This is a genomic window from Kitasatospora sp. NPDC088160 (assembly GCF_044741445.1).
Lineage (GTDB): Bacteria > Actinomycetota > Actinomycetes > Streptomycetales > Streptomycetaceae > Kitasatospora.
Window position 1 is genome coordinate 102,025 of record NZ_JBIUSS010000002.1, and the last position, 24,746, is coordinate 126,770.

General features: G+C 70.2%; 25 protein-coding genes. 18 read left to right on the forward strand and 7 right to left on the reverse strand.

Annotated features, from left to right (window positions below):
- Positions 1–4 precede the first annotated feature (4 nt).
- A complete protein-coding gene (locus ACIOGZ_RS02900; RefSeq protein ID WP_400473468.1) occupies positions 5–1,099 on the forward strand; it encodes a radical SAM protein in 1,095 nt (364 codons plus the stop codon).
- A gap of 58 nt (positions 1,100–1,157) precedes the next feature.
- Here ACIOGZ_RS02900 and gltX read toward each other — a convergent pair whose 3' ends face one another.
- Complete coding sequence (gene gltX, locus ACIOGZ_RS02905) at positions 1,158–2,519, reverse strand: glutamate--tRNA ligase (protein WP_400473574.1); 1,362 nt, start codon at positions 2,517–2,519, stop codon at positions 1,158–1,160.
- A gap of 189 nt (positions 2,520–2,708) precedes the next feature.
- Between gltX and ACIOGZ_RS02910 the strand changes: the two genes are divergently transcribed.
- Complete coding sequence (locus tag ACIOGZ_RS02910; protein ID WP_400473469.1) at positions 2,709–3,155, forward strand: GNAT family N-acetyltransferase; 447 nt, start codon at positions 2,709–2,711, stop codon at positions 3,153–3,155.
- 383 nt (positions 3,156–3,538) lie between these two features.
- Entirely contained in the window at positions 3,539–4,825 is a 1,287-nt protein-coding gene (serS, locus tag ACIOGZ_RS02915; RefSeq protein WP_400984580.1) for a serine--tRNA ligase, read from the forward strand.
- A 334-nt stretch (positions 4,826–5,159) separates the two neighbouring features.
- On the opposite strand, the gene ACIOGZ_RS02920 is transcribed toward serS, so the two are convergent.
- Together ACIOGZ_RS02920 and ACIOGZ_RS02925 are read right to left on the reverse strand one after the other, a co-directional pair.
- A complete protein-coding gene (locus tag ACIOGZ_RS02920) occupies positions 5,160–5,669 on the reverse strand; it encodes a DUF397 domain-containing protein (RefSeq protein ID WP_400473471.1) in 510 nt (169 codons plus the stop codon).
- The gene (locus ACIOGZ_RS02925; protein ID WP_400473472.1) at positions 5,666–6,523 is read right to left on the reverse strand and encodes a helix-turn-helix domain-containing protein; all 858 of its coding nucleotides are present in this window, start codon (positions 6,521–6,523) and stop codon (positions 5,666–5,668) included. Before ACIOGZ_RS02925 ends, ACIOGZ_RS02920 begins: the two co-directional genes overlap by 4 nt.
- A gap of 436 nt (positions 6,524–6,959) precedes the next feature.
- Here ACIOGZ_RS02925 and ACIOGZ_RS02930 point away from each other — a divergent pair, with 436 nt between their 5' ends.
- The 10 genes from ACIOGZ_RS02930 (at position 6,960) to ACIOGZ_RS02975 (ending at position 16,514) form a co-directional block, all read left to right on the forward strand.
- Complete coding sequence (locus tag ACIOGZ_RS02930) at positions 6,960–8,180, forward strand: hypothetical protein (RefSeq protein WP_400473473.1); 1,221 nt, start codon at positions 6,960–6,962, stop codon at positions 8,178–8,180.
- Between the two features lie 83 nt (positions 8,181–8,263).
- Positions 8,264–9,178 carry an aminotransferase class IV gene (locus ACIOGZ_RS02935; RefSeq protein WP_400473474.1) on the forward strand — a complete coding sequence of 305 codons (915 nt, stop codon included), beginning with the start codon at positions 8,264–8,266 and terminating at the stop codon, positions 9,176–9,178.
- The gene (locus ACIOGZ_RS02940) at positions 9,175–9,846 is read left to right on the forward strand and encodes an HAD family hydrolase (protein ID WP_400473475.1); all 672 of its coding nucleotides are present in this window, start codon (positions 9,175–9,177) and stop codon (positions 9,844–9,846) included. Before ACIOGZ_RS02935 ends, ACIOGZ_RS02940 begins: the two co-directional genes overlap by 4 nt.
- A 31-nt stretch (positions 9,847–9,877) precedes the next feature.
- Positions 9,878–11,059, forward strand: a complete 1,182-nt coding sequence (locus tag ACIOGZ_RS02945) for a glycosyltransferase family 4 protein (protein WP_400473476.1) — start codon at positions 9,878–9,880, stop codon at positions 11,057–11,059.
- Positions 11,052–12,149 carry a hypothetical protein gene (locus ACIOGZ_RS02950; RefSeq protein ID WP_400473477.1) on the forward strand — a complete coding sequence of 366 codons (1,098 nt, stop codon included), beginning with the start codon at positions 11,052–11,054 and terminating at the stop codon, positions 12,147–12,149. The genes ACIOGZ_RS02945 and ACIOGZ_RS02950 overlap by 8 nt, the downstream gene beginning before the upstream one ends.
- Positions 12,146–12,949 carry an inositol monophosphatase family protein gene (locus tag ACIOGZ_RS02955; protein ID WP_400473478.1) on the forward strand — a complete coding sequence of 268 codons (804 nt, stop codon included), beginning with the start codon at positions 12,146–12,148 and terminating at the stop codon, positions 12,947–12,949. The genes ACIOGZ_RS02950 and ACIOGZ_RS02955 overlap by 4 nt, the downstream gene beginning before the upstream one ends.
- Positions 12,946–13,713, forward strand: coding sequence for a class I SAM-dependent methyltransferase (locus ACIOGZ_RS02960; RefSeq protein ID WP_400473479.1), 768 nt, complete (start codon positions 12,946–12,948; stop codon positions 13,711–13,713). Before ACIOGZ_RS02955 ends, ACIOGZ_RS02960 begins: the two co-directional genes overlap by 4 nt.
- Positions 13,710–14,660: an aminoglycoside phosphotransferase family protein gene (locus ACIOGZ_RS02965; protein WP_400473480.1), complete on the forward strand. Its 951-nt coding sequence runs from the start codon at positions 13,710–13,712 to the stop codon at positions 14,658–14,660. The genes ACIOGZ_RS02960 and ACIOGZ_RS02965 overlap by 4 nt, the downstream gene beginning before the upstream one ends.
- Positions 14,657–15,208: an NUDIX domain-containing protein gene (locus ACIOGZ_RS02970; RefSeq protein ID WP_400473481.1), complete on the forward strand. Its 552-nt coding sequence runs from the start codon at positions 14,657–14,659 to the stop codon at positions 15,206–15,208. Before ACIOGZ_RS02965 ends, ACIOGZ_RS02970 begins: the two co-directional genes overlap by 4 nt.
- 394 nt (positions 15,209–15,602) lie before the next feature.
- Positions 15,603–16,514 (forward strand): hypothetical protein, encoded by a 912-nt coding sequence (locus ACIOGZ_RS02975; protein WP_400473482.1) that lies wholly within the window; start codon positions 15,603–15,605, stop codon positions 16,512–16,514.
- A 131-nt stretch (positions 16,515–16,645) separates the two neighbouring features.
- Here ACIOGZ_RS02975 and ACIOGZ_RS02980 read toward each other — a convergent pair whose 3' ends face one another.
- The 4 genes from ACIOGZ_RS02980 to ACIOGZ_RS02995 form a co-directional block, all read right to left on the reverse strand.
- Entirely contained in the window at positions 16,646–17,827 is a 1,182-nt protein-coding gene (locus ACIOGZ_RS02980) for a cytochrome P450 (protein ID WP_400473483.1), read from the reverse strand.
- 9 nt (positions 17,828–17,836) lie between these two features.
- Entirely contained in the window at positions 17,837–19,084 is a 1,248-nt protein-coding gene (locus ACIOGZ_RS02985) for an MAB_1171c family putative transporter (protein WP_400473484.1), read from the reverse strand.
- A gap of 18 nt (positions 19,085–19,102) precedes the next feature.
- Positions 19,103–19,591: an ImmA/IrrE family metallo-endopeptidase gene (locus ACIOGZ_RS02990; RefSeq protein WP_400473485.1), complete on the reverse strand. Its 489-nt coding sequence runs from the start codon at positions 19,589–19,591 to the stop codon at positions 19,103–19,105.
- A gap of 449 nt (positions 19,592–20,040) precedes the next feature.
- Positions 20,041–20,460 carry a hypothetical protein gene (locus ACIOGZ_RS02995; protein ID WP_400473486.1) on the reverse strand — a complete coding sequence of 140 codons (420 nt, stop codon included), beginning with the start codon at positions 20,458–20,460 and terminating at the stop codon, positions 20,041–20,043.
- Positions 20,461–20,830: 370 nt separating this feature from the next.
- On the opposite strand from ACIOGZ_RS02995, the gene ACIOGZ_RS03000 reads away from it, so the two are divergent.
- The 5 genes from ACIOGZ_RS03000 to ACIOGZ_RS03020 all read left to right on the forward strand — a co-directional run.
- Entirely contained in the window at positions 20,831–21,169 is a 339-nt protein-coding gene (locus ACIOGZ_RS03000) for a hypothetical protein (RefSeq protein WP_400473487.1), read from the forward strand.
- A 246-nt stretch (positions 21,170–21,415) separates the two neighbouring features.
- The gene (locus ACIOGZ_RS03005) at positions 21,416–22,777 is read left to right on the forward strand and encodes a winged helix-turn-helix domain-containing protein (RefSeq protein WP_400984590.1); all 1,362 of its coding nucleotides are present in this window, start codon (positions 21,416–21,418) and stop codon (positions 22,775–22,777) included.
- The gene (locus ACIOGZ_RS03010) at positions 22,777–23,445 is read left to right on the forward strand and encodes a DciA family protein (RefSeq protein ID WP_400473489.1); all 669 of its coding nucleotides are present in this window, start codon (positions 22,777–22,779) and stop codon (positions 23,443–23,445) included. Before ACIOGZ_RS03005 ends, ACIOGZ_RS03010 begins: the two co-directional genes overlap by 1 nt.
- Positions 23,446–23,558: 113 nt before the next feature.
- Positions 23,559–24,095: a WhiB family transcriptional regulator gene (locus tag ACIOGZ_RS03015; protein WP_400473490.1), complete on the forward strand. Its 537-nt coding sequence runs from the start codon at positions 23,559–23,561 to the stop codon at positions 24,093–24,095.
- Between the two features lie 26 nt (positions 24,096–24,121).
- A partial coding sequence (locus ACIOGZ_RS03020; RefSeq protein WP_400984593.1) for a DUF2637 domain-containing protein occupies positions 24,122–24,746 on the forward strand: 625 nt, incomplete at its 3' end.

Consider the following 24,746-nt stretch of genomic DNA (forward strand, 5'->3'; position numbering starts at 1 on the left):
CACCGTGACCGACACCCTGGTGCACGCCGCCGCACACGCCACCGCGGCCAAGGAACCGTTCCTGTTCCTCTACATCACCGAGAAGTGCCAACTGCGCTGCCAGCACTGCTACATGGGCTCCCGGCTCGATGCCGAGCGGCGCATGACCCCCGCCATGGTCGAGGACATCCTCTCCAGCCTCCGCGTCGCCTACGGCCAGTACAAGGTCTACCTGCTCGGCGGCGAGCCGACCACCCACCCCCAGTTCGGCGACATCCTCGACATCTGCAAGGACCAGGGCTACAAGGCCGTCCTGACCTCCAACGGCCTCATCGCCCCGAAGACCTGGCCCCTGCTGAAGGGCCGCCTCGACTCCTTCTCCTTCTCCATGGACGGCGCCCGCCAGGAGACCCACGAGCAGATGCGGGGCGAGAAGACCTGGCGCCCCCTGCTCGCGAGCATGAAGCGCGCCGTCGCCGACGCCTTCCAGACCCGCGCCATCTTCACCGTCACCACCGCGAACCGGGACGACGTGTTCGACGCCATCGACCTCGCCGACTCCATCGGCCTGGAGATGCTCTCCTTCCACTACTTCACCCCCACCGGGCTCGGCCTGGACAAGCCCCACTTCCAGATCCCGCCGGCCGAGTGGGTGCAGCTGTGCGGCCAGATCCGTAAAGCCGCCGCCGGCCGCCGCGTGCGCGTCTTCTACCCGCCCGCGTTCGCCACCGCCGACCAGCTTCCCGCCCTGCGGGCCGCCGGCTACGGCGGCTGCACCGCTCGCAACCTCGAACGCCTCGCGATCTTCCCTGACGGCAGGGTGTACATCTGCTCGGCGTTCTTCGACACCGACCTCCACTACGGCGAGTTCCGCGACGGGGCGATCCACCCCCGCCTCCAGGACGGGATCAGCGAACTCACCCTCGTGAACACCATCTCCGCGAACTGCCGCACCTGCTCACACAGCTCCACCTGCGGAGGAGGCTGCGCGGCGTACGACCACCTGCAGAAGACCCTGACCAGCAGCGACTGCGACCGCACCACCATCCCGGTCTGCCCGCTGTGGTCGATGCCCGCAGAGCCGGAGGGAACCGAGCACCGTCTCGTCGACCTGCGCTGAACAACCAGAAGACGAGCAAGGCCCGCACGCCCACCAGGAGCGTGCGGGCCCTCGGGCATCACGCCAGCTCGGCCAGCGCCTTGTCCAGGCGCGCCATGGTGCGCTCGCGGCCAAGGACCTCCAGCGACTCGAACAGCGGCAGTCCCACCGTCCGCCCGGTTACAGCGACCCGGACCGGCGCCTGGGCCTTGCCCAGCTTCAACCCGAACACCGCGGCCGTCTCCTCCAGAACGGCCTTGAGCGAGGCGGCGTCCCAGCCCGCCCCGGCCAGGCTCTGCCGCGCCTGGCGCAGCAGAGCCGCCGCCCCGTCCTTCATGGCCTTCGCCCACGACGCCTCGTCGCGCACCGGCTCCTCCAGGAACAGGAAGTCGACGTAGGCGGTGATCTCCGACAGCACCGAGATCCGCGTCTGGGCTAGACCGGCCACGGCGGCGAACCGCGCCGGGTCGAACGCTTCCGCACTCCACGGGGCCCGGGGCGCGGACACCCACGGGGCGCACGCCGCCGCGAACTCCTCCACCGGCAGGGCCCGCAGATACTCCCCATTGAACGAGGCCAGCTTCTTCACGTCGAAGAACGCCGACGAGCCGTTCACGTCCTCCACTCGGAACAGCTGCTCCAGCTCGGCGTACGGACGGATCTCGACATCGTCCTTCGGTCCCCACCCCAGCAGCATCAGGTAGTTGACCATGGCCTGCGGCAGGTAGCCCTCGGCCAGGTAGTCCTCCAGCGCCACTTTGTCGCGCCGCTTGGACAGCTTCTGCCGCTTCTCGTTCACGATGACCGGCAGGTGTGCCCACACCGGGGGCTCGGCGCCCAGCGCGCGCCACAGCAGCTGCTGCTTCGGGGTGTTGGACAGGTGCTCCTCGCCGCGGATGACCTGCGTGATTCCCTCGTCGAGGTCGTCGACCACGTTGGCCAGCAGGAAGACCGGGCTGCCGTCGCCCCGGGCGATCACGAAGTCCTCGATCGCCGCGTTGGGGAACTCGGGGTTGCCGCGGATCAGGTCGGCCACCACCGTGACCCCCTCGTCCGGGGTACGGAACCGCAGGGCCCGCCCGGCCTCAAAGCCGAGGCCGCGCTCGCGGCAGAACCCGTCGTAGCCGAGTTGCTGGGAGCCGGTGCGTTCGGTCACCTGCTCGCGCGTGCAGTCGCAGTAGTACGCGAGGCCGGCCTCGTACAACTCGGCGGCGGCTTCGCGGTGACGGGTCACGTTCTCCGACTGGAAGTAGGGGCCTTCGAACGTCGGGTCCGCCTTCGAGATGCCGATGGACGCGAGCGCGCTAATGATCCCTTCGGTCCACTCCTCGCGGTTGCGGGCCGCGTCGGTGTCCTCGATCCGCAGGACGAACTTGCCGCCGCGCTGTCGTGCGGTCGCCCAGTTATAGAGCGCCGAGCGGGCGCCACCGACGTGGAACATGCCGGTAGGGCTCGGAGCGAAGCGGACGCGGACAGGCGCAGGGGCAGCAGTCATGCGAATACGGTAGCCGTGTCGGTCGGTCCGAGTTGCCGTTCACCTTGATCGGTGTTGACCTGATGGTGGGCGAGGGACGGTCCCTGGCTGTCCATAGGCATGTCGCGAGGCCACCCGATCGAAGGACAAGGCGAGGTGGATGTACGGAGAGCGACGGAGGAAGACGCGCTGTCGATAGCCCGCCTTCGCTCGGAGATGGTCAAGGCAGCCCCAACCGGCCGGTGGTTCGAGGAACTCACTGCCTACCTGGCGGATGGACTCGCTCGCGCCGTGGACATGGCGGGTTTCGTCGTCGTCGACGATCCCGCTGGTGACCTCGTCTCCGCCGCACTCGGGAGCATCTACCAGGCGCCACCCGGGCCGACGTACTCCGGCCGAACTGGGTACGTGCACATGGTCCTGACGAAACCGGGCTACCGCCACCAAGGACACGGTAGAGCCGTCACGGTCTGCCTGCTCGCGTGGTTCTGGGGTCAGGGCTGTGGCTTGGTCAACCTCACCGCCAGCGCGGACGGAGAGCGGTTGTACCAATCGCTCGGCTTCAAGGAGAACGCCCGCTCCATGAGGCTCTTCCGGGAGTGAGTAGCTTCGACGGCCGTCCCTCGCCGTGACATCGCTCAGGGTGATCGGCTGAATCTGGAGGGCGATTCTGCGTTGCTCGTGGAACCCGGGCGTTCTATCCTCTTCGGCAACGCGCTGACGGAGACAAGTAGTCGCAGGGCACGCGAGCCGAGAGAGCTGCCGGCAGCTGGGAAGGCAGCCTCGCGCCCTGGGGTGAATCCCCTCCCGAGTGCGGGGAGGAACGGCGGATTGCGGCCCAATGCCCCGCCGGTTCGCTCCCGTTATCGAGCTGTCGAGGCTGGCATCTCCGGGTGCCGGCGAAGGCGTGGTGGCACCGCGAGTTCCCTTCTCGCCCACGCTCCCAAGGGATCACGTCGGACTCCGACTGATCGATGGGACCCGAAATGCTGGACATCACTGTCATCCGCGAGCACCCCCAGCGCGTCGAACGCGCGCTGGCGAGGCGAGCCGTTCACGTCGACCTCGGTGACTTCCTCGCCCTGGACGAGAAGTACCGGCACGGTACGACCGAGGTCGAGACGCTACGCGCCGGGCGCAAGCAGATCTCTCGCGAGATCGCGCGGCTCGACCAGGCGGACCCGGCTGCCGCCGCCAAGCGCGCCGAGGCAACCGAACTCGGTACCCGTCTTGCCGCCCTGGAAGAGCAGCTCACCGCCCTGGCCGGTGAGCGCCAGGCATTCCTCGACCAACTGCCCAACCTGCCCGACGACGACGTGCCGGCCGGAGGCAAGGAACAGAACCAGGTCGTCCGTGAGCACGGCGTCCGGCCGGTCTTCGACTTCGAGCCGTACAACCATGTCGACCTGGCTCGCCGGCTCGGCCTGATCGACTACGAGCGCGGCGTCAAGCTCGGCGGCACCGGCAACTGGGTCTACCGCGGAAACGGCGCTCTGCTCGAATGGGCGCTGCTCAACTTCTTCATCGAGACCCACGTGCAGGACGGCTACGAGCTGATCCTGCCGCCCCACCTGCTGACCTACCAGGCCGGCTACACCGCCGGCCAGTTCCCCAAGTTCGCCGAGGACGTCTTCGCACTCGAAGAGGCCCAAGCCGGGCCACAGCGGTTCCTGCTGCCGACCTCGGAGACTGCCCTGGTCAACCTGCACCGAGAGGAGGTCCTGCCGGAGGCCGAACTGCCCCGCAAGTACGTCGCCTACTCGCCCTGCTACCGGCGCGAGGCCGGCAGCTACCGCGCCGCCGGCCGCGGCACCCTTCGCGGCCACCAGTTCAACAAGGTCGAGATGTTCCAGTTCGCACACCCTGACCAGTCCGACACCGCCCACCAGGAACTCCTGGCCAAGGCAGCCGACTTGGTCGAGGCGCTCGGCCTGCACCACCGCATCACCCGCCTCGCCGCCGAGGACACCAGCGCCTCGATGGCCAAGACCTTCGACGTCGAGGTCTGGCTGCCCAGCATCGACGGCTACGTCGAAGTGAGCTCGGTGTCCAACGCCCGGGACTACCAGGCCCGGCGCGGCAACATCCGCTACCGCCCGGCAGCGGGCAAGGCCGCCTACGTGCACACCCTCAACGGCTCCGGCCTGGCCACCAGCCGCCTGGTGCCCGCCCTGCTGGAACAGCACCAGCAGCCGGACGGCACCGTCACGGTACCGGCGGCGCTGCGGCGCTGGCTCGGCCGCGAGTCCTTGGCCCCGGCAACAGCCGGATAGCCGAACCGGACGCCGAAGCTCCACGTCCTGTTCTGCGACACCGGAGAGGATCCTGTCCGGGCCACCGTAGCCGTGGCCCGGATCGTGTGGCTGGCGCCGAGGTGGTGCTGCCAGACCTGACCGACACAGCTGCCTTGCTGGCGACCTTGCGTGTGTTGCTGCCGAACGGGACTGAACTGGAGAGCTGGCCGCATCCATGCAGGTCACCCACGACCCGGTCCCCGAGTTCGTGCCACACGGGTTGCTCGAACCGGTGCGGGCGTACCTGGACGGCAGGCTGCACAACGGCATGTCGTGACACGAGCCCAGGTTCGCCGCTACAGCTGCTGCCTCCTCACCGACGGAACAGCCCGGCTCTGATGCCTGCGAAGAAGTCGGTGATCTCGGGCTGCGCGAAGATCAGGAGGCGCCTGTCCTCGCTGAGGGGGCTGCAGAAGGCGGTGACGGCACGGGGCAGGAAGGCTACGCCGATGCTCTCGCTGCCCCCGAACTGCCATGTGGCCGAGTCGAGGTGAGTGGCCAGCCACTCGGCGGCGAGTTCGTTCTTGCCGGTCGCGGTGACGGGGTTCGAGTCGAGGCCGGGCGGCCTGCGGAACAGGTCGGCGATGACCGCGTCGGCGAACTGCTCGAACGCCGCGTCGGAGAGAACCAGGGGCTGCTGGTCAGGGTTGAGGGAATCGCGTACGGCAGTGATCCCGCGTGGCAGGAGGGCGACCTCGGCGCAGTTCGTACCGCCGGTGCTGGCTGAACGCCACTGGGCCCGGGCAAGGTGCTGGGCCAGCCAGACGGGGTCGGCGTCAGTGCGCGGGACGGTGGGGACGGGCGCGCCGCTGTGCAGGGTCATGCATATTCCTCAGCGAGTTGTTCCAGGAAGGTGAGGGAGTCTTCGGGCGAGAGGGCTTCGTCCATCATGTGCTCGCTGACGGACTTGTACTCGGTGACGACATCGGCCTCGTGGATGTGGAGAGCTGACCGTCTGCCTTCGATGGTGACGCTCGTGCGGCCCGTAGGGAACTCCATCAGCATGAACGGGCCGTCTATCCCTGCGTGCGCGCCGGCGGCGAAGGGGAGCACGAGGATTTTGATGCCGGGGACGGTCCTCGCCAGTTCTGCGAGGTGCCTGGCCTGCTGGCGCGCTCCGGGACGTCCGCCGATCTCCTGCCGGAGCTGGCCCTCGGTAAGGACGGAGGTGATCGTCGGCGGTGGCTGACGGGAGAGGACGCGTTCGCGAAGTTCGGCGCGCATGGTGACGAACCGGTCGATGTCGGCAGGGGTGCTCCAGCCGCGACCGGCCTCGATGATCTCTCGTTCGATGAGGGGGTGCTGGAGGAGGCCGTGCGGGGCGGTCGGGGACCAGAGGAAGGCCGACCTGGCGAGTTCGATGTCGGTGTAGTAGCTGCCGAACGGGTCGTCCGCGTCGCCCGGGAAGCGTTCGTGCCAGTCGTCGCTGTTCGCGCTGACCACCAGTTCCCGCCAGAATTCCTGAGCGGCCGGCTCGGTGACTCCGAGGACGCCGAGGAAGTGGGGGAGCTGCTGGAGAGTGATCTTCTGGTGGCCGGACTCGATCTTGTGGGCGGTGCTTGCCGACCCGTACCCGAGTTGCTTGGCCGATGCCTCCAGCGACCACCCGAGTTCAACGCGACGGTGGCGCACCTCGGCGCCCAGCCTCCGGCGTCGGGGGTTGGGTTCTCCAGGCATCGGCACCTCCCAAGTCAGATCGATCGTAGTGGCTCAACCGAGCAGAGCCCATACAACTTGGCTTGCAGGAAAATTTTTCCTATCGCGAACCCTTGCCAGCGCCCTGACGGCAAGTCATCATCTTGCGTGCGGTCAGTGTCCGGTACGGCACGGACTGCAATGGTCGGTAGTGCGCCTCTTCTTCGGCATGCCCTCGCCCTGGCTGCCGGGTCTCGGCAACTTGCCTGAACCGCAGGTCGGTTGACCACGATGGCTCCAACGCCAGGTATTGCTCCTCCCTCTACGCCGAGGCGCACCTCCGGATCGCGATTCTCGTGATCTTGCCGCGTTCCCCCGCCCCAGCGGCTACGGCACGGTCCTGCCGCGGTGCGGGGACTTGATCACGGAATCGGCTGGGCGCCCTCGCGGCGCGGACATCTACAGCAGGGAGAGCACCATGCACTTCCCGTACGAGGCAGCGGAACTCTCGCCGACCCTGGCGAAGCGGTGGGAGCGGTACGTCAGCCGGCGCGACCGGCCCCGCGACCTGGAAGAGGGCCTGTGGCGGCGCACCCAGGACCCCCGCAACGCTGCGGAATCGGGCTGGACCGGCCCCGACGACGGCCGCCGCCGCATCCTGCACTACCGGTACCGCTACGACACCAAGCGGGCCGGTGGCGGGACGGTGCTCACCGTCCCCGAGCTGTACGTCTTCCACAGCGCCTCCTACCCGGAGGCCGAGCTGGCCCACCATGTCGACCGGGTCCGCAAGGCACTCGCGGACGGCGGCTGGCAGCAGGAGCGGGCGGGGCTGTGGCGGCGCGGGGACTTGGAGTGCACGGTGGTGCCGCACCGGGTTCACCCGCAGGACGAGCTGGCCGGGCGCACGCTCCCGGCCGGGTACGAGAGCCTGGACGTGACGATCACGTCCGCGGGGCACATGCCCGCGCTCCACGACCAGAACATGCCGTGGAAGGTGATGGCAGCCGGCATGCGGATCAAGGAGGAACGGGGCAACCCGACGCTGATCCCGGACTTGTCCATGATCGCGGACTTCCTGCCGTTCCAGGTCGAGGTCGGGTGCGGCATGTCGGTGGAAGCGGGCGTGCCGCCGCTGCACCGGCTGCACGAGGTCTACCGGGTGACGGACATGACCGACCACCGGTTCGTGCTGTCGCCCGGGGAGGACACGTTCCTGCCCGAGATCCTCGGCGCACCGGAGTCGAAGATGCCGGAGCTGACCGAGATGACCCGGGCGTGCCTCCAAGCGGAGCCGACCATCGGTCACCGGACCCTGCGTGGCCTGGCGGACGCCGGGCACCTGGTCGGACCGGTGATCACCAACAACTTCGACGGCCTGATGGCCAGGGCCGGGCTGGACGAGCACTACGTCCGCCGCTACCACGAGCAGATCCCGGACGTCCCCTTCCTCCCGGGAGCGCGGTCGCTGCTGGTGATCGGCAGCCACGCCGACCGCCGCCGGGTGCAGGCCCGGGCCCGCGAGCGCGGCATGAAGGTGTTCTTCCTGGACCGCGAGGGCTTCGAGGAGGGCTCGGTGTTCCGCCCGTACCTGGTCGAGGGCGCGCGGGGCGAGGACTTCATGTGCCGCCGCGAGGCGACCCCCGCGCTGCTCGAACTCGCCGCCCACCTCGACGTCAAGGTGCCGGCCGCGGCCTGACCGCGCTCCCCGCGCGGTGCTGGGTGGCCGACCCGACCGGTCGGCCACCCAGCACCGCCCCCGACCCGGAAGAGAGAAGGACGATGAGCGCCAATATCCCCGAAATGATCTGGCACAACGGGAAGGTGCGGCCCTGGGAGGAAGCCACGATCCACGTCACCAGCGAGACCGCGATGCGGGCGGTGAACGTCTTCGAGGGCCTGCGCGCCTACCGGCAGCCGGACGGCCGCCTCGCCGTCGTGCGGCTGGATGCGCACCTGGAGCGCCTGGAGACCTCCGCCGCCCTGATGAACATCCCCCACCCCGGCCTTGCTGTCGAACTGCGCGACGGGATCCGGCAGTTGCTGGAGGCGCTCGACCCTCAGACCGACGTGTACGTGCGTCCGTCGGTGTACGTCGACACCGGCCGCTACACCGCGGAGCGCACGGAGATGACCACCGGCACGATCGTCACGTGCTATCCGGCACCGGTCCGGCCGGTGGAGCCGATGCGGTGCATCGTCAGCAGACTGCGGCGGATCGGGGACGACGCGCTGCCGACCGCTGCGAAGACCGGCGCCGCCTACTCTGGATTCCGTCTGGCTCGCGTGGAGGCGCTGGAGCGGGGTGCGGACGAGGCGATCCTCCTGAACCAGCACGGCAACGTCGCAGAGACCGGGGGCGCCGCAGTGTTCACCGTGCGGCACGGCCGGATCACCACGCCTCCGCTCACGGACGGCATCCTGCCCAGCATCACCCGTGCCACCGTTCTGGCCCTCGCGGAGCGGCTCGGTATCCCGGCCGTCGAGCAGTCGCTGACCCTCGGTGACCTGCACGGCGCCGACGAGGTCTTCGTCACCGGCACGCTGGACGAGGTCCGCGTCGTCGGCCAGGTGGACGGCCAACACCCCCGCCACGGTGACCACTCGATCGGCAGCGCGCTGCGCGAGGAGTACCTGGCGATGTGCACCGGCACCCGGCCCGCACTCGACAGTTCCTTCCTGACGGTGATCGCATGAGCGTCCGCAAGGCGGTTTTGTTCGACATCGGGATGACCTTCATCCACCCCAGCGGGCAGGTGATGAGCGAGGAACTCACCGCCGCCGGCGCACCCGGCGTCGGCGCCAAGACCGCCGAAGCGGCGCTCGCCACGGCCGCTGAGGCCCACCACCTCGACTTCCCGCAGGGCCTGACCCGGCCGGAGAAGGTCGGCGCGACGTGGGGGCAGCTGCTGGGTGTCGGGGCGGAGACCGGCCGCCGTGCCTGGCAGCGCTGCACCGACCGCACCGACCTGTACCGTGACCTCGACCCGGACGCGGCCGCGGTGCTCGGCGAGATCCGAAGCCGGGGTCTGGCGGTGGCGGCCGTCTCCAACTCGGACGGTACCCTCGTGGAGGAGCTGACCCGCTTCGGCCTGCTCGACTTCTTCGACGTGGTCGTGGACTCCACCATCACCGGAGTCGAGAAGCCGGAGCCCGGGATCTTCGCTGCCGCCCTCGGCCAGCTCGGCTGCGCACCCGCGGACGCGCTGTTCGTGGGGGACGGCCTGATCAACGACATCTTCGGCGCGTTTCGCGCCGGCATCAGCGACACCGTCCTCTACGACCGCCACCGGGTCTACCGGGACCTGCCGGTGCCCGTGATCACCGCCCTGCCCCAGCTCCTGGACCACCTGCCCGCCGCCTGACCAACTCCCCCACTGGAGAAGGAGGTACAGCATGCACGTCGGCCTGGTCAGCACGACCTACCGCCCGCGCCGAGGCGGCATGGAGACCCACGTCACCACCCTTGCCGAACACCTTGCCGGGGCCGGCCACCAGGTGACCGTCCTCACCAACCGCGACTCCCTGGACCAGCCCGCCGCCACTTGGGAGAACGGGGTGCGGGTGCTGCGCGGCGGCGCGCTGCTCCAGCCGCCGGACCCCAACGCGGTGCTGTGGGAGCGGGGCCTGTTCGCCGCCTTGGACGACTTCGCCCCGCTTGCCGACGCGCAGCCGGACGTCGTCCACACCCACACCCAGGCCGCGCTGCTGCTGACGCACATGTCGGGGCTCGCCGAGACGGTGCCCGTCGTCGCGTCGTTCCACGAGACCCGGCCCGAGACAGAGCCCGGCGGCTGGCCCCGCTGCCACTTCGTCGCCAGAACGTGCACGCCCACGCTGGTGCTCGCCGGCAGCCGGGCCTTCGCCCGGCAGGCCGAAGGCTTCGGGTACCCGGCCGAGCGCATCCGAACCGCCCACCTCGGCGTCCCTCACCGGCCGCGCGTCCACGACCGCCGGGCCGCCCGGCACTTCCTCGCTCAGGCCACGGGCGTGCCCAGCGACGGCCTGCTGATCGCCCTCACCGGCCGCTACACCCCGCGCAAGGCCCAGCACCGGCTGCTGGACGCCTACGAGCTGATGGCCACCCGCGCCGAAACGCGGCTGGTTCTGCTCGGCTCCACCAACGGCTCCGATGCCGCCTACCTCCACCACGTTGCCGAACTCGCCGCCCGGTACGGCGACCGGGTCACGCTCCTGACCGACCAGGACGATGAGGTGCGCGACCTGCTCGCCGAGGCCGCCGACCTGGTCACCCAGCCCAGCACCGCCGAAGGGCTGGGGCTCGCCGTCATCGAGTTCATGCAGCACGGCGCCCCGGCGGTCGTCAGCGATATCGACGGCCTCAACGAGGTGGTCACCCCCGACAGCGGCCGGCTCGTCGACACCGCCGACCCCGCCGTCTACGCCGCCGCGCTGGACGAACTCGCCGTCTCCACCACCCTGCGGGCCCACACCGGCCGGGCCGCCACCGACCGCGCCACCCGGTACTTCGGCATCGCCCGCAGCGTCGCCAACACCACCTCCGCCTACATCGAGGCGATCAACGCCGCCTGCCCCGTCGGAGCGGCCCGTGTCTGAGCAACTGCCCACCCTCGGCATCTGGGGCCCCGGCGAGCGCGACAAGAGCGGCGTCGCCGGGTACATCACCCAGTCCCTGCCCCACCTCGCCCGACACTTCACCACCCGCCGGATCGCCGGGCCCGGCTACAACCCGAGCGGCTTCGACCACGTCCTCTACCACCTGGGCAACAACGCCCTCCACCACGGCGCCTTCCGCGCCCTGGCCGCCCGGCCCGGCACGGTCCTGCTCCACGAGTACAACAACCTGGACTACTACTACGAGGCGTGGGACCAGCTGCCCGCCGCCGAGCAGCAAGCTGTCCTGAGCCGGGTCTCCACTGCGGTCGGCACCCACCTGGACGCCCGGGAAGCGATGGAGCGCCACTTCGCCGACCACCTGCACGTCGACCGCTACAGCCTCAACGCCCGCATCGAGGACCTGGCGATCGAAGCGGCCACCCGCGTCCTGGTCCACTCCCCGCTGCTGGCCGAACACCTCGCCGACCGCCACCCGGCCGCCGACATCCGCCACCTGCCCTTCCCCGTCCGCCCGCTCACCCCCGTGGCTGGCACCCGGGCCCGCCACGGCATCCCCGAGCGCGCGTTCGTCTTCGCCACCTTCGGCTTCCTCGGCGCCTACAAACGCATCCCGGTCCTCCTCGACGCCTGGCAGCGCTGGACCGACCGCCCCACGGACGCCCTTCTCCTGCTCGCCGGAGAGGCCCGCGACGGCCTCACCGTCCCCGACGACCCCACCGTCCGCCACACCGGCTACCTCACCGACACGGCGTTCGACGCCCTGCTGCTCGCCGCGGACTGCGGCATCCAGCTGCGCGGCCCCTGGCTGGGCGAGACCTCCGGGCCGGCCAGCGCACTGATCGCCCACCGGCGCCCGACCATCCTCAGTGACGTCCCCGGCATGCACCCCCGCCGGCCCGAGGAGATCCACCTGATCGTCGGCCAGGGCGAAAGTGAGTCCGCCGAGCTGATCGCCGCGATGCGCACCCAGTACCACCGGCCGCGCACCCCCGCTGCCTACGACCCCGCGTTCTCCTGGCCCGCGTGGGGCGAGCACATCGCCGCCGCGCTGACGGGAGCGGCGACGTGACGACCCTGACCGAGCCCGCGTACTGGTCGCGCAGCCTGGTCGCCGCCGTGGACCAGGCCGCCGCCCGGCTGATGAGCACCTGGCCGGGTGCCCACCCGGACGGCCCCGAGGACGTCCGCCGCAAAGCGGACGGCACGCTCGTCTCCGCCGCCGACACCGACGCCGAACAGATCCTCGTCAAGGCGATCACCAGCTTCGACCCCACCGGAGTGATCGTCACCGAGGAGGACCCCGCCACCCACCAGGCTCGCGGGAACCACCGCGCGCTGACCTGGTACATCGACCCGCTCGATGGAACCCGCCAGTACCTCGACGGCTCCACCGACTTCGCCGTCCTCGTCAGCGCCTGGCGCGGCCAGGTGCCCGAGTTCTCCGTCGCCGCCTTCCCCGCCGCGGGCATCCTCGCTCTGGCCGACCGGGACCAGGCGACGTTTCGCCCGCCCATCATCGAACCGACCGACCAGCACCCGGTCTACGCCTGCTACTTCGAACCGGCCGGACTCCGTTCCCTGCTGCCCGCCGGGAACCCGCTGCTCGTCGGCGCCTTCGAGTCCACCCGGGCGCTCACCGAAGTGGCACGGGGCACCGCCGCCGGAGCCGTCGCCGAGATGTGCGGCCACCGGGCCTGGGACATCGCAACCCTCTGCCACCTGATCACCGCCACCGGCCGCCACATCACCGACGAGCACGGCAGACCTGTCCGCCTCGACGGCCCCGACGTCACCGCCCGCTACCTCGTCGCCGCCGACACCCGCGACCTCCACGCCCTCCTGCTGACCGCCCTGGAGCCCACGCCGTGAACGACACCGCCCTCGTGACCGCCCCCGACGACTGGGCCGACCGCTTCTTCGACCCCGGCTTCGAGGAGACCTTCCGCGCCCTCGGCAAGTACGACAGCACCGAAGCCGACCTCGCCGCCCTGTGCGCGAAGGAGTTCATGACCCCCGGCACCCGGGTCCTCGACGTCCCCTGCGGCTTCGGCCGGCACACTGGCCCCCTCACCGCCCGCGGACTCCACGTCACCGGCATCGACGCCTCGCCCCACCAGATCGCCCGCGCCCGCGACCTCCACCCCGGCGCCGACTTCCACCAGGCCGACATGCGCAACCCCCCGCCCGGGGAGTTCGACGTCGTCCTCAACCTGTGGACCTCCTTCGGTTACCTCAACACCCCCGCCGACGACCTCGCCGCTCTCACCGCCTGGGCCACCGCCCTCAAGCCCGGCGGCCACCTCGTCATGGAACTGACCACCCGCGAGCGCGCCGAACACGAGAACCGGCACGGCACGGAACCGATCAGCACCAAATCCGTTACGCAGGGCGGAGTCACCGAGAGCGCCTGGTACGACTGGGAGGCCAAGCTCGCCCACGTCACCTACACCCGGCCCGGCTGGTCCGCGACCTGCCGCACCCGCATGTACTCCCGACCCGAACTCGAAGACGCCCTGCACCAGGCCGGATTCGCCGTCGTCTCCTTCGCCGGGGACTTCAACGGCGGACCCGTCGGGCCCGAGAACCGCACCGTCGTCACCGCCATCACCGCCGTCACCCGGAGCACGTCGTGATCACCCGCCGAGACGCCAGCAGCATCACCGCCGACGCCGAGAACGCTCTCCTCGCCGCCCGCGGACTCACCCCCGCCGACCTGATCGCCGCCGGCACCGAGGCCCGCGTCTACGCCCTCGGCCACGACCAGGTCCTCAAGGTCTACGCCGACCCCGGCCAGCGCCAGGCCCTGGAGACCATCGCCGACCTGTACCAGCACTTCGACCGCAGCAGCGTCCCCTTCGCCCTGCCCGAGATCCGCTCGATCGAGCCGCACGGCCCCCTGCTGGCCGTCACCGAGACCCGCCTGCCCGGCACCCCTATGGGCGAAGCGCTCGACCTCAACGCCCCCGCCACCGAGGCCGTGTACCTCGACGCTGTCCGCGACTTCGGCGGCCTGCGCCTGACCTCCCCGCTCAACCGGCGCATGCTCCTGGACCCCGACCCTGCCGCCCACGCCGATGAGGACTGGAACTCCTTCCTGCTCCGCCTCCTCGCGCGGAAGCTCCCCACAGTGCTGCCCGACCTGCGACTCGACGTCCCCGCCGTCGACAGCATCACCGACCGGCTCACCGACCGCCTCGCCCGCCCCTACACCGGCCCCGAGGGCTGCATCCACGGCGATCTCTACCCCGACAACATCCTCGTCGCCGATGGCAAGGTCTCCGGCATCATCGACCTCGGCACCTTCACCCTGCTCGGCGACCCGCTCTACGACCTCGCCGGGGCCTGCGCCTACTACCGGATGTACGACGAAGACCGCGCCGCCGTCCGCAACCGCCTGCTGACCGCTGCCACCGAAGACCTCCCCGCCGACCGCCGCGACGACCTCGCCGCCTACCTGCACATGATCGCCCTGCTCAGCTGCGACCTCTACCCCGAGCAGAACAAGTACATCCGCGACACCGGCCACTACCAGTGGGCCGCCGACGTCCTCAACACCCCCACCGACTGGAGGAACCGGTGACGTCCTTCCTGCCCGAATCCGACCCGGAACGCGGCAACTGGCTCCCGCCCGAGGAGTTCATCGCCACCCTTCCCCGGGCGACCGCGTACGCCTCGCTGTACGTCACCGACGAACAGGGCCGACCGGTGCTGCTCAACTCCTCCGTGTACAAGCCCGACAAGGGCCAAATCTGGCAGTTCCCGGGCGGCCAGATGGACCCCGGCGAGACCCCGCGCGAAGCTGCGGTCCGCGAGACCCGACAGGAGACCGGCCTCACGTTGACGTGCGGCCGGCTGCTGGCCCTCCACTTCCTCCCGCCCGAACCGACCTGGCCCGCGAACAAGTTCGGCCTGATCTTCGAAGGCGACACGCTCAGCCCCGAACAGCTCGCGTCGATCCACCTCGACCCCGACGAACACAGCGAATGGGACGCCCGCCCAGTCGAGGACTGGACCGACGTTCTCAACCCGCGGAGCATGGACCGCCTTCGCCAGGTCGATGGCGCTGCCCGCTCCGGGACGACGGCCTACATCGAGCACACCCGGAGCAGCTTCATCGACTACATCTGACAATGCGTGAGCAACTTGATGCCCTCGTCCCACGCTTATCCTTCAGGAATGGGTGCGTCTCGGGGACCAGCACGTCTTTGGCGGGGCGTGAGGGCACCTACCTGTGGCAAACGCCCTCACACCCCGCTGCTACTACGCCGAACGGTTTGGTCAGCAAGTCGCATGTTCGCCTGCTGTCGGCAACACCGAGGCTGATCCTGGGCGGTGGTCGGCCGCTTGGTTGTGGCGCGTCGCCGGGCGGTCGAATCGCAGTGTGATCAAGGTCGCTCGGTGTCGGCTTCACTTGCGGCGAGTTCGTGGCTATGGTCCGTCGTCCCCCGGTTGGGATTGGCCCGGCCGAGGAACGAGGAGGCTCTCCCTGCGTATCCACCGCAGCCCGCACCTGTCCCGCTTCGTGGTCGTCCCGAACGCTCTGGCGCAGAACCGCGCGATCTCCTACACGGCCAAGGGGTTGTTCCTCGACCTGATCTCTCGGCCGGAGGAGTGGAAGGAGACCTGTCGGCAGATGGCGGACTCCAGTCCGCAGGGCCGACGGACGGTTGAGGACGCCCTCGACGAGCTTCGGGCGTGGGGGTACTACCGGGTGGACGTGGTGCGCCTGCCGAACGGACGACTTCGCTCCGAGGCCCATCTTTTCGACGTCCCGCAGCGGCAGATGCTGCCGGGTGCCGACATACCGGCGTCCGGTGAGCCGGAGCACGGTGATCGTGGCGTCCTTCTTGGAAAGAACCTGGTGAAAGAACCCCTCCCCGTCGTGACCGAGCCGCAGCCGGCGGAGCCCTGCGGATCGCAGGCCGAGGAGGAGCTGGGAGGGCGGGAGGACGAACCCGACTCCCGAACGACCGCCGACGGCGGACAGGAGGCCGACCAGGACGCCCGGGCGGCGGCTGCGGTCCTCCTTCGGGCGGTCCGGCCCGAGCGCAGACTGCCGCTCGGCGAGGCCGAGGCGGCGGCGCTCGCACCGCTGGTGCGGGCGTGGCTGGACCGGGGTGGCTCGGAGGAGGGACTGCGCGAGGCGCTGCTGGCCGGACTGCCCAGCGTGGTCTACTCGCCGGCCAAGGTGGTGCAGAGCCGTCTCGAGCGCAAGATGCCGCCCGTGCAGCGTCTGAATTCGCCGCCGTCGCGGCGCCGACGCCTCGCCGAGTGCGGGGAGTGCCGGGATCCGCTGCCGGAGCCGGGCCTGTGCCCGGCGTGCGCGGGAATTCGTCGCCAGAGCGCCCCGGACGAGGCGCGGGCACGGACGACGGCCAGGGGGCTGGCCAAGGTCCGGGCTGCGATGGCCACCGGGGCGGGCGAGGCCGCGTAGGGCCCGCTGTCGGGCGCGTGGGCACGTTGACGACCTTGCTGACCTGGGCGGACGCTTGCGGCCACGTGTGGGCCCGGTGTGGCCTGTGTGCGGGGGCGAGGGGGTTTCCCTGCCCCCGCCACAGCTGCCGCCTAGACGTTCACCGGCAGGGCGACGAGGCCGCGGACCAGCCGGGACTGCCGCCAGACGAGCTGGTCGGCCGGGACGGCCAGCCGAAGGCCGGGGGAGTGCTCCAGGAGGACGGCGAGCACGATCTCGACCTCCGCGCTGGCCAGCGGTGCGCCTAGGCAGCGGTGGATTCCGTGGCCGAAGGCGAGGTGGCTGGCGGCGTTCGCGCGGTCGAGGTCGAGCCGGTCGGGGTCGGGGAACTTCGTCGGGTCGCGGTTGGCCGCGCCCGGGCAGACGAAGACCGGGCTGCCGCTGGGCACCTTGGTCCCGGTGAGTTCCACCTCCCCGGGTGCCCACCGCCACGTGGCGATGCTGACCGGGGAGTCGTACCGCAGCAACTCGTCGACGGCGTCGGCGATGCAGTGCGGGCTGGTGCGCAGGTGTGCCAGCTCGGTGGGGTGCTGGAGCAGGGCCAGCACGGAGTTGCCGATCGCCGCAGTGGTGGTCTCGTGGCCGGCGACCAGCAGCAGTACGGCGAGCGAGAGCAACTCGTCCTCGCTCAGCCGGTCTTCGTCCTGGTCGTGGACCGCGATCAGGTCGGAGAGCAGTGAGCGGTCCGGGTGGGCGCGCTTGGCCTCGATCAGCTCGGCCATGTAGCCGGCCAGGGCATGGGAGGCCCCGTCGATGCGGGCGTGGTCACCGGTGGCGAACAGGTCGGTCGACCAGGAGCGGATCGACGCCCTGTCGGTCGTCGGCACGCCGAGGAACTGGCAGATGACGGTGACCGGCAGCGGGCCGGCCAGCTCCTCGACGAGGTCGACCTCGGTGCCGGGCTCCCAGTTCCCGACCAACTGGTCGGCGAGGGCGCGGATGTAGGGGCGCAGTCCGTCGATCCGGGCCGGGGTGAACGCCTTCGTCACCAGCCGGCGCAGCCGGGTGTGCTCGGGCGGGTCGACGGTGAGCATGGTGCGGGCGATGGCCGGGTGGAGCGACCGGCCGGACGGCTTGTCCGCGAAGTAGGCGCCGGTGTCCTTGGACAGCGGGGCGGTGAACGCCTGCCGGGCCTCGTCGTAGCCGGTGACGACGGTCGCGGTGGAGGCTCCGCCGTCCAACGACGCCTGCAGGACCGGGCTGGACTTCCGCAGGGCGGTGTAGGTGGGGTAGCGGTCGGCGTAGAACGCCGGGTCGGCGAAGGGGGAGGCCATGGTCGATCCCTATGCCGCGATGGGGGCCGCTTGCCGCTGGACGGCTACGGCGGTGCGGACGATGTCGTTGTTCGCGTACTGCTGGGAGACCAAGCGTAGCCAGAGCGCTTCGGCGCGGAGGTCTCCCTCGCGGGCGGACTCCCCGGTCGCCTGCGGAGCAGGGTCGTCCTGGATCCGAGCACCAGTGCGGGCGGCCTCGATCGCTGCGGCGACGACGGCTGCCTCGACGACGGCGGCGCCGGTCTCGGTGCCGCCTTGCCCTCGGCGCTCGACGGCTTCGGTGGCCAGGCGTTCGATGGCGCGGGACCGGTGGTCGTCCAGGGCGAGGATTCCGTCGCAGACCTCCACCACACGGCGGTGCAGGACGACGTCCGGGTCGGTCTCGATGACGACAGCGCGCAGGACGATCTTCGGGCGGACGGTGGTCAGGTCCGTCCAGAGCGGCAGGAGCTCCTGGGCGGTCTTGCGCTCCCACCGACGGCGCAGCAGCTTCGCGGCCGGCCACAGAAGGGCCGGGACCGTGAGGCCGGCGGTGATCAGCAGCACGCCGATCAACGGAGCGGTGAAGGAGAAAGCGCAGCGGTACGGCGTGACGAGCGATGTGCAGCGGAGGCCGCCGGGGAAGAGTTCGACCCCGGCGATGGAAGCGCCGGCGTTGACGACCTTGTACGCCAGGTAGAGCAGGACGAAGAAGCAGCCGATCGCCGCTCCGCGAAGCCCGGCCCGGTGGACTCGCCAGGGCGATTGGCTGCTGCGGCGCCAGGTCTGGGTGAGGCAGTCGTAGGTGGCGTGACCCATGACCAGCACGTAGGCGAGGGTGTAGACGTGCAGGAGGACGGGCGCCTGGCCCCAGTGGGTGTTCGTGAACTCACTGCTCCAACGGCGGTCGGCGGGGACCGCGAAGAAGGAGACCGCCATCACGGCGACCGCCACGCCGAGGAAGGCGAGTCGGGGCCGGAGCCGTCTGCGGGCCTCGGTCTTCTCGTGGTTGAGGAACATGAGCCATGCGACGACGCTGACGCTCGCGACGAGCATCAGCACGTTGCTGACCAGCTTCGCGAAGTCGCGGGTGACGCCGTCTGCCGCGTCCTGGACGCTGGGGTGGAATCCCACGATGGCGATGGCCCAGGCCAGCAGCATGGTGATCGTGCTGCCGGAATGAGCCGGCCTTGCCTGGCCGTTTCGGCGCGGGCGAATCCAGAACAGGGCGGCTGCCAGGAGCAGGGCAGGAAGCCCGAGCGTAATGACGCGGATCATGGGTGGTGGTTCTTTCGGTCAGGTGAACATCGCGTTCCACCGCTCGTCGGCGGCGGTGGGGCGTTGTGCGGGCATCACGGTCGCGCGATACATCCGCTGGATGAGGAGGGTTGCCATCAGCTCGGCCTCCTGCTCGTCCTGCGACTCGTAGGACGTGCGGGCGGAAATTCCGAGGATCGACCAGTCGGTCATGTCGGCAATTTCCTCGTCCGACGGAATATCGGCAAGCCTGATCGAGCCCGGGTGGCCGCAGAGGATGTGGCCGAGTTCATGGGCGATGATCTGGATTCGGTGAAGCGGTGAAGCGGTTATCTCGTAGGAGATGACCTCGCGGTCCGAATATCTCTCTCGGAGGCCGCAGGCAAAGTCCCCCTTCATGTCGCGCGGTTCGACATGTATGGGGCGGCCTATCAGCGTGGAGACTGCCTTGACCAGCTCTTCCTCGGTGAAGCGGTGAGGCAGAAGCGGGAGGAGTTCACTGAGGCGGTCCTCGCAGGCCGCATACACAATCTCCCTCCTGAAGTGATCTTGAGGCCCGGCCCGTGTTAGTGGCGACGGGCCCGCTCTGTGGTCATGACGGAACGATCGTATGCATATCCGCGAAGATCGTTTTTGCAGACGGTCTTCAAGCGGGGAAGGGGGGTCGCCTGGGCGCCCGGCCTTTTGTTTCAGGCCGTGACGGAACGTGCCGATGCGCATGGTGCAACCGGTCGGGGCGTGCGAGGTTTCGGGGCTGATGGATGTGACGGGGAGTTAGTTCATCACCGAAAGTGATTCCACGTGCCCACGTCAAATCGGCCCAGTGATCTGCATCTCAGTTCCGTTGATCCGGACATCTCGCCCGCATTCCGGGATGTGGCCCAAGAAAGCGGGAATGCGCACAGACTCGGAGGTCGAGTCTATGCGCATAGATAAGGTTGAAAAATAAAGAGCCCCACTTGGGGCCGAGGACGGGCTCAGGATGCCCCGGGCTCCTCGGCCAGCCCCTGGGACCTGCGCGCCACGGTGATCATGTCGAGGACGAGCTTGCGGTTGTCCGGGTTCAGGTCCTTGCTGCGCAGGGCGATCGACTCGATGCCGGCGTCCCGCATGGCGTTGTGGAGGTCGCGGTCGACCAGGACCTCGTCCAGCGGCTTGTCGGTCACCCAGATGTCCGGCGGCACGTCGAAGAACCCCGCGACCGCGACCAGAGTGTTGATCTTGGGGTTGTCGTTCACCCCGGCCTTCATCTGCTTCAAGGTGCTCTCGCTGACGCGGGTGCCGGCGGCGACCTCCGGGATCGAGTACGGCCCTCGCCCCTGGGGGTGGCGGTTCTCCAGTAGGTAGTTGAAGGTCGCGGCGATCCGCGCCACGCCCTCTCTCGCGGCCTCGGTCATCGGTGCTCCTCCGTGTCAGATCGTCCCACACGGACACTTTAGTGCCCGATGGTGCTCGGATGCACATCCCGATCGACAGTTAACTATCCCCATGGTCGACTTTTTGGTGTACGTTGATCGCACCCGACGGACAGTTAACTGTCGATTGCCTGGTCAGGGGGTGTGTTCGGCCCCTGCGTCACGCGAACGGCGGAAGGGGGAACGGGCAGCAAATCGCTGCACGGGCCGCGTCCACGGGCCGTCCTCGGCGGGCGTCCGGGAGATTCCAGCTCCTGGAAGCCACCCGCCGAGGGCGCGGATCACGTCCGAAGCAGCCGGCCAGCCTGTTCCACCACGCGGCCGATCTGCTCCACCTGCCCAGGAGTCTCCCATGCCCACCTACACGGGTACCGCCGGGTCGCCGTCGCGACCGGACAGCACCGAGATCGCCATCGCCTCGACCTCCTTCGTCGAGATCCTCGCCAGCCTCCTCGACCCGGGCGCCGCCGTCGTGCGCCTGGACACCGGATCGGCCGGGTACCCCTGCACCGCCGGCGTATTCGACGCCCAGGGCCAGGCCGTGCCCCAGCCTCTCGCCTACCGGCAGGCCGCAGCCCGCTGGATCGTCCAGCACTTCCCCGGCCTCGACCCCCGGAACGCCCACGAGCTGGACCTCACCACCGGATGCCTGACCGCCGTGGCAGCCGACGCCACCCCGATGGCGGCCTGACCCGGCAACACCCCGAAGGCCCGACAGCCGCGACCACGAGGCACCACCTCTGCGACGTCGGGTGACCAGCCCTGCCCCGCTCCACGGGGCGAGGCCGTGCTGTCGCGCCCGAGCGCGGCCCCTCCCTCCCGACCGGTGACGCGCCGTCGAAGCCCTTCCGCCGCGCACCGAGTTCACCGCACCCGCTGCCGCACCCCGACAGCCCCCAGGGTGCCGGCCGCCGTGCCCAGCGAAACCAGGACTCCCGTGCCCAGTGCCCCCCTGCCCGCCTGCGCCCCCGAAGCGCAGAACCCGGGGACGGCGACAGGCGACTCCGCCCTGCTCGTCCCCGACCCCGCCCAGTGGATATCCACCACCACCGGCCGGATCGCGCCGGACACCTACACCTGGCTGCAAGCCGTCCACTGGGTGCGCGACAGCCAGGCCCACACCCCGGCCCGCACCCACGGCCCCCGCTTCGGCAGCACCACGATCCGCATCGCCGAGCTGCTCGCCCAGCTCACCCCCTGCAGACCGGGCGTCGACTACCTCGTCCGGATCCTCCAGGTGTCCGAGCGCACCGTGCAGTACCACCTGTCGATCCTCCGGGAGTCCGGACTGCTCACCTATACCGTCAAGGGCACCCGAATACGCCAGGCCGCCGCCAGGGCAAGCGAGTTCGTCCGCACCATCCCCGCGAAGTTCGACGAGACCATCGGGCTGCGGACCGCCACGTCCCAGACGTTCATCCGCACTGTCGTCGGTGTCGTCTCCTACGAGAGCCGCCTTACCCTCGCGCAGCTCGGCAAGAAGGCCGCGCGAACCGTGCGCCGCACCAAGCGTCGAGGCACCAGGAAGGCCGGCATCAACTCCTCTGCGAAGTCCTCCCGTTGCACCCCAATGGGGGCAGGTGCTGTTACGTCTTCTCCTGTAGCACCTACCAACAATCCCTCTGAGGGCGACCTCGGGAACGGGAAAGACCAGCAGGATCCACCGGGAAAGCGGACCCGCCGGAAGCTGAACGCGGTCGGTCGGCGCCACCAGCTGGCTCTCGAACTCGTCCGGCAGGTTCCGTGGCTCAGCGGCAGCCCGGTGGCCCGGATCGCCTGGGCCGTTCGCCACCTCGCGGACGCCGGGTGGACCGCCCACGAGGTCATCGCCGTCCTGGCCCAGCGGTCGCCCGCCCGCCGAGTCCACCGCCCGGTCGGCTTCCTGACCGCCCGCCTCGTCGGAGCCGAGCTGCTCTACGACACCTCGGCCAAGCGCAGCGCGATCGTCGCCTGGTGGCGCGACAGCCCGCAGGCGGCCAAGGAGCGCCACGCCGAATGGCAGGGCACCTGGCAGGCCCCGCGCAGCACCGCGGTCCAGCGCCTGTTCCGGGACGCCTGGACGAGAGCGACCCGTCGCGAGCCGCTGGTGGCCCTCGACGAGGAGCCGACCAGCGACGAGCACCGCGAAGCCCGCACCACCGCGTGGCGCCAGTACCTCACCGGAAGACCCGAACTCGTCACCTCCGCCCTGGCCCTGGCCGGCCGGGACCAGACCGAGCAGATCTACGGGCGCGACCTCGTCGAGCGCGTCCTGCGCCTTCGCACCACCAGCAGCCACCTGAGAGCAGGAACCGCCTGATGAGCCACAACGAGAACACCGGCATCGACCTCGCCCGCCTCGCCCTGCGCCGGGCCCGCGCCGACGCGAGCAAGCGCCCAGCCGGCGCGGCCAAAGCCCCGACCGCCGGGCGCTCCGCCGGCCCCCGGCGGGGCGGACTCGACCCCGTGGGGCTGGGAACGGCCCTGTCCGACCTGGTGACCCAGCACGCCTGGCAGGAGCCGCTGGCCGGCGGCGAACTGCTCGACCTCTGGCCGGCAGCCGTCGGCGACCTCGCCGCCCACGTCGCCGCCGTCAGCTTCGACCACCAGAACGGCCAGCTCGAGGTCCGCGCCGACTCCCCGGCCTACGCGACCCACGTGAGGGCCCTCGCCCCGGTACTCATCGCGAAGATCAACCAGGCGCACGGAGAAACGATCCTGCGCAGCATTCGCGTGCTGCGCGGGTACGGCACCCAGCCCGCCGAACGACCCCGCCGGTCTGCCGGGTACGGCGAAGGCGCCGCCCAAGCCCCCAAGATCAAGACCCGCGAGGACGCCTCGCCCGGCTACCTGCGTGCTCTCGCTCAGCTGCAGGCCAGCCGCCCGAGCGCACCGGCCGACTCGAGGACGAGCCCGGCCGTCGACCGGCGGATCAGAACACTGGCCAGAGAGACAGTCTCCCGTCTCTCCGGCCCGCGACCCCGCTAGCCACCGAACGGCCGGCACCAGCGCGACCAACCCACCCCGACCCTGGCCGCGCTGACGCCGACGCCCCGCACTTCCGCGCCTTCGGCAGCGGACCCACCCGGAGAACCACCCCCGTGTCCAGCACCATCACCTCGATCACCAGCCGCCGACGCGACTACACCTGGGTACGCCAGGCCGCCTGCGCCGGCAGTCCCCAGCCGGACCTCTTCTATCCCTCGGCCGGCGAGACCGCGAAACACCAAGCCGCCAAGGCTCTGTGCGGCGGCTGCCCCGTCAGCGACGAATGCCTCACCGAGGCCCTGGAGACCAACGACCGCCACGGCATCCGCGCCGGCCTCGATCAGAACGAGCGACTCGCCCTGCACAAGCTGAACACCAACGGCCGATGGGAAGAGGACCGCGTCGTTGCCGCACTTCACGGCCGCCCCGTCTCCCTCTCCCGAGCCGAGCGCGACAGCGTCGGCGTCGTTGCCGCCATCCTCGGCCTCGACCCGCGGATCTGGGCGCCCGTACTCGACATCGGCCGCACCAGGGCGCTCACCCGACTGCGCGAAGCCCGCGCGCAGCTGGAGAAGCAGCCTTTCCTGCTGCGCCGCGAGCAGCGCATCGCCGCCCAGTTCAACCCGGAGCCGGCGGCGGTGGCGGCATGAACGAGCTTGGCGGTACGCCGAATCGCATGTCCGGCTGGGACAAGGCCGCGATCGGCGTGATGGGCGCGGTCGGCGGCACCCTGAGCTACGACGCGTTGCAGCAGATGGCCGTCGCCATGCACGTGCGCCCCGAGCTCTCCTACCTCTTCCCGCTGGCAATCGATGGGTTCATCGCCTACGGCGTACGGGCGTTGGTCGTCCTGAAGGAGGCGCCGTGGCGCGCCCGCGCCTACACCTGGTCGGTGTTCGGCAGCGCTACGGCCACCAGCGTCTGGGCCAACTGGACCCACGCTGTCCGGCTCAACCAGCAGATCCCGCCCGACCAGGGGCTCCACCTGACCAACACGGCCGTCGGCGCGCTCAGCACCATCGCCCCGCTCGTACTCGGCGGCGCCACCCACCTCTACATCGTCATGTCGCGCCATGCCACCCCTACTGCGGCGCACAGCGAACCGGACGACGCTGAGGTCTCGGAGGAGGAGACGCTCACGGCTCGAACGGAGCGGAGCGACTCGGCCACACCGAACACCGTCCGCTCCTGGTGGCGAACCCGCTTCCGCCGTAGCCGGCCGGACAGCCCGGAGCTCGACGCCGACCAGACCCTCACCGAGCAGCCACGCCTACGGCTGGTCGGCGGAGAGCAAGCGGGTC

Bases quoted from the DNA above. Each gene is read 5' to 3' on its own strand.
- ACIOGZ_RS02995 (WP_400473486.1), bottom strand. From the start codon at position 20,460: ATGACCGAGGCCGCGAGAGAGGGCGTGGCGCGGATCGCCGCGACCTTC.
- gltX (WP_400473574.1), bottom strand. From the start codon at position 2,519: ATGTTCCACGTCGGTGGCGCCCGCTCGGCGCTCTATAACTGGGCGACC.
- serS (WP_400984580.1), top strand. From the start codon at position 3,539: ATGCTGGACATCACTGTCATCCGCGAGCACCCCCAGCGCGTCGAACGC.
- ACIOGZ_RS02940 (WP_400473475.1), top strand. From the start codon at position 9,175: ATGAGCGTCCGCAAGGCGGTTTTGTTCGACATCGGGATGACCTTCATC.
- ACIOGZ_RS02930 (WP_400473473.1), top strand. From the start codon at position 6,960: ATGCACTTCCCGTACGAGGCAGCGGAACTCTCGCCGACCCTGGCGAAG.
- ACIOGZ_RS02985 (WP_400473484.1), bottom strand. From the start codon at position 19,084: ATGATCCGCGTCATTACGCTCGGGCTTCCTGCCCTGCTCCTGGCAGCC.
- ACIOGZ_RS03000 (WP_400473487.1), top strand. From the start codon at position 20,831: ATGCCCACCTACACGGGTACCGCCGGGTCGCCGTCGCGACCGGACAGC.
- ACIOGZ_RS02925 (WP_400473472.1), bottom strand. From the start codon at position 6,523: ATGCCTGGAGAACCCAACCCCCGACGCCGGAGGCTGGGCGCCGAGGTG.
- ACIOGZ_RS02980 (WP_400473483.1), bottom strand. From the start codon at position 17,827: ATGGCCTCCCCCTTCGCCGACCCGGCGTTCTACGCCGACCGCTACCCC.
- ACIOGZ_RS02935 (WP_400473474.1), top strand. From the start codon at position 8,264: ATGAGCGCCAATATCCCCGAAATGATCTGGCACAACGGGAAGGTGCGG.
- ACIOGZ_RS02920 (WP_400473471.1), bottom strand. From the start codon at position 5,669: ATGACCCTGCACAGCGGCGCGCCCGTCCCCACCGTCCCGCGCACTGAC.
- ACIOGZ_RS03010 (WP_400473489.1), top strand. From the start codon at position 22,777: ATGAGCCACAACGAGAACACCGGCATCGACCTCGCCCGCCTCGCCCTG.
- ACIOGZ_RS02945 (WP_400473476.1), top strand. From the start codon at position 9,878: ATGCACGTCGGCCTGGTCAGCACGACCTACCGCCCGCGCCGAGGCGGC.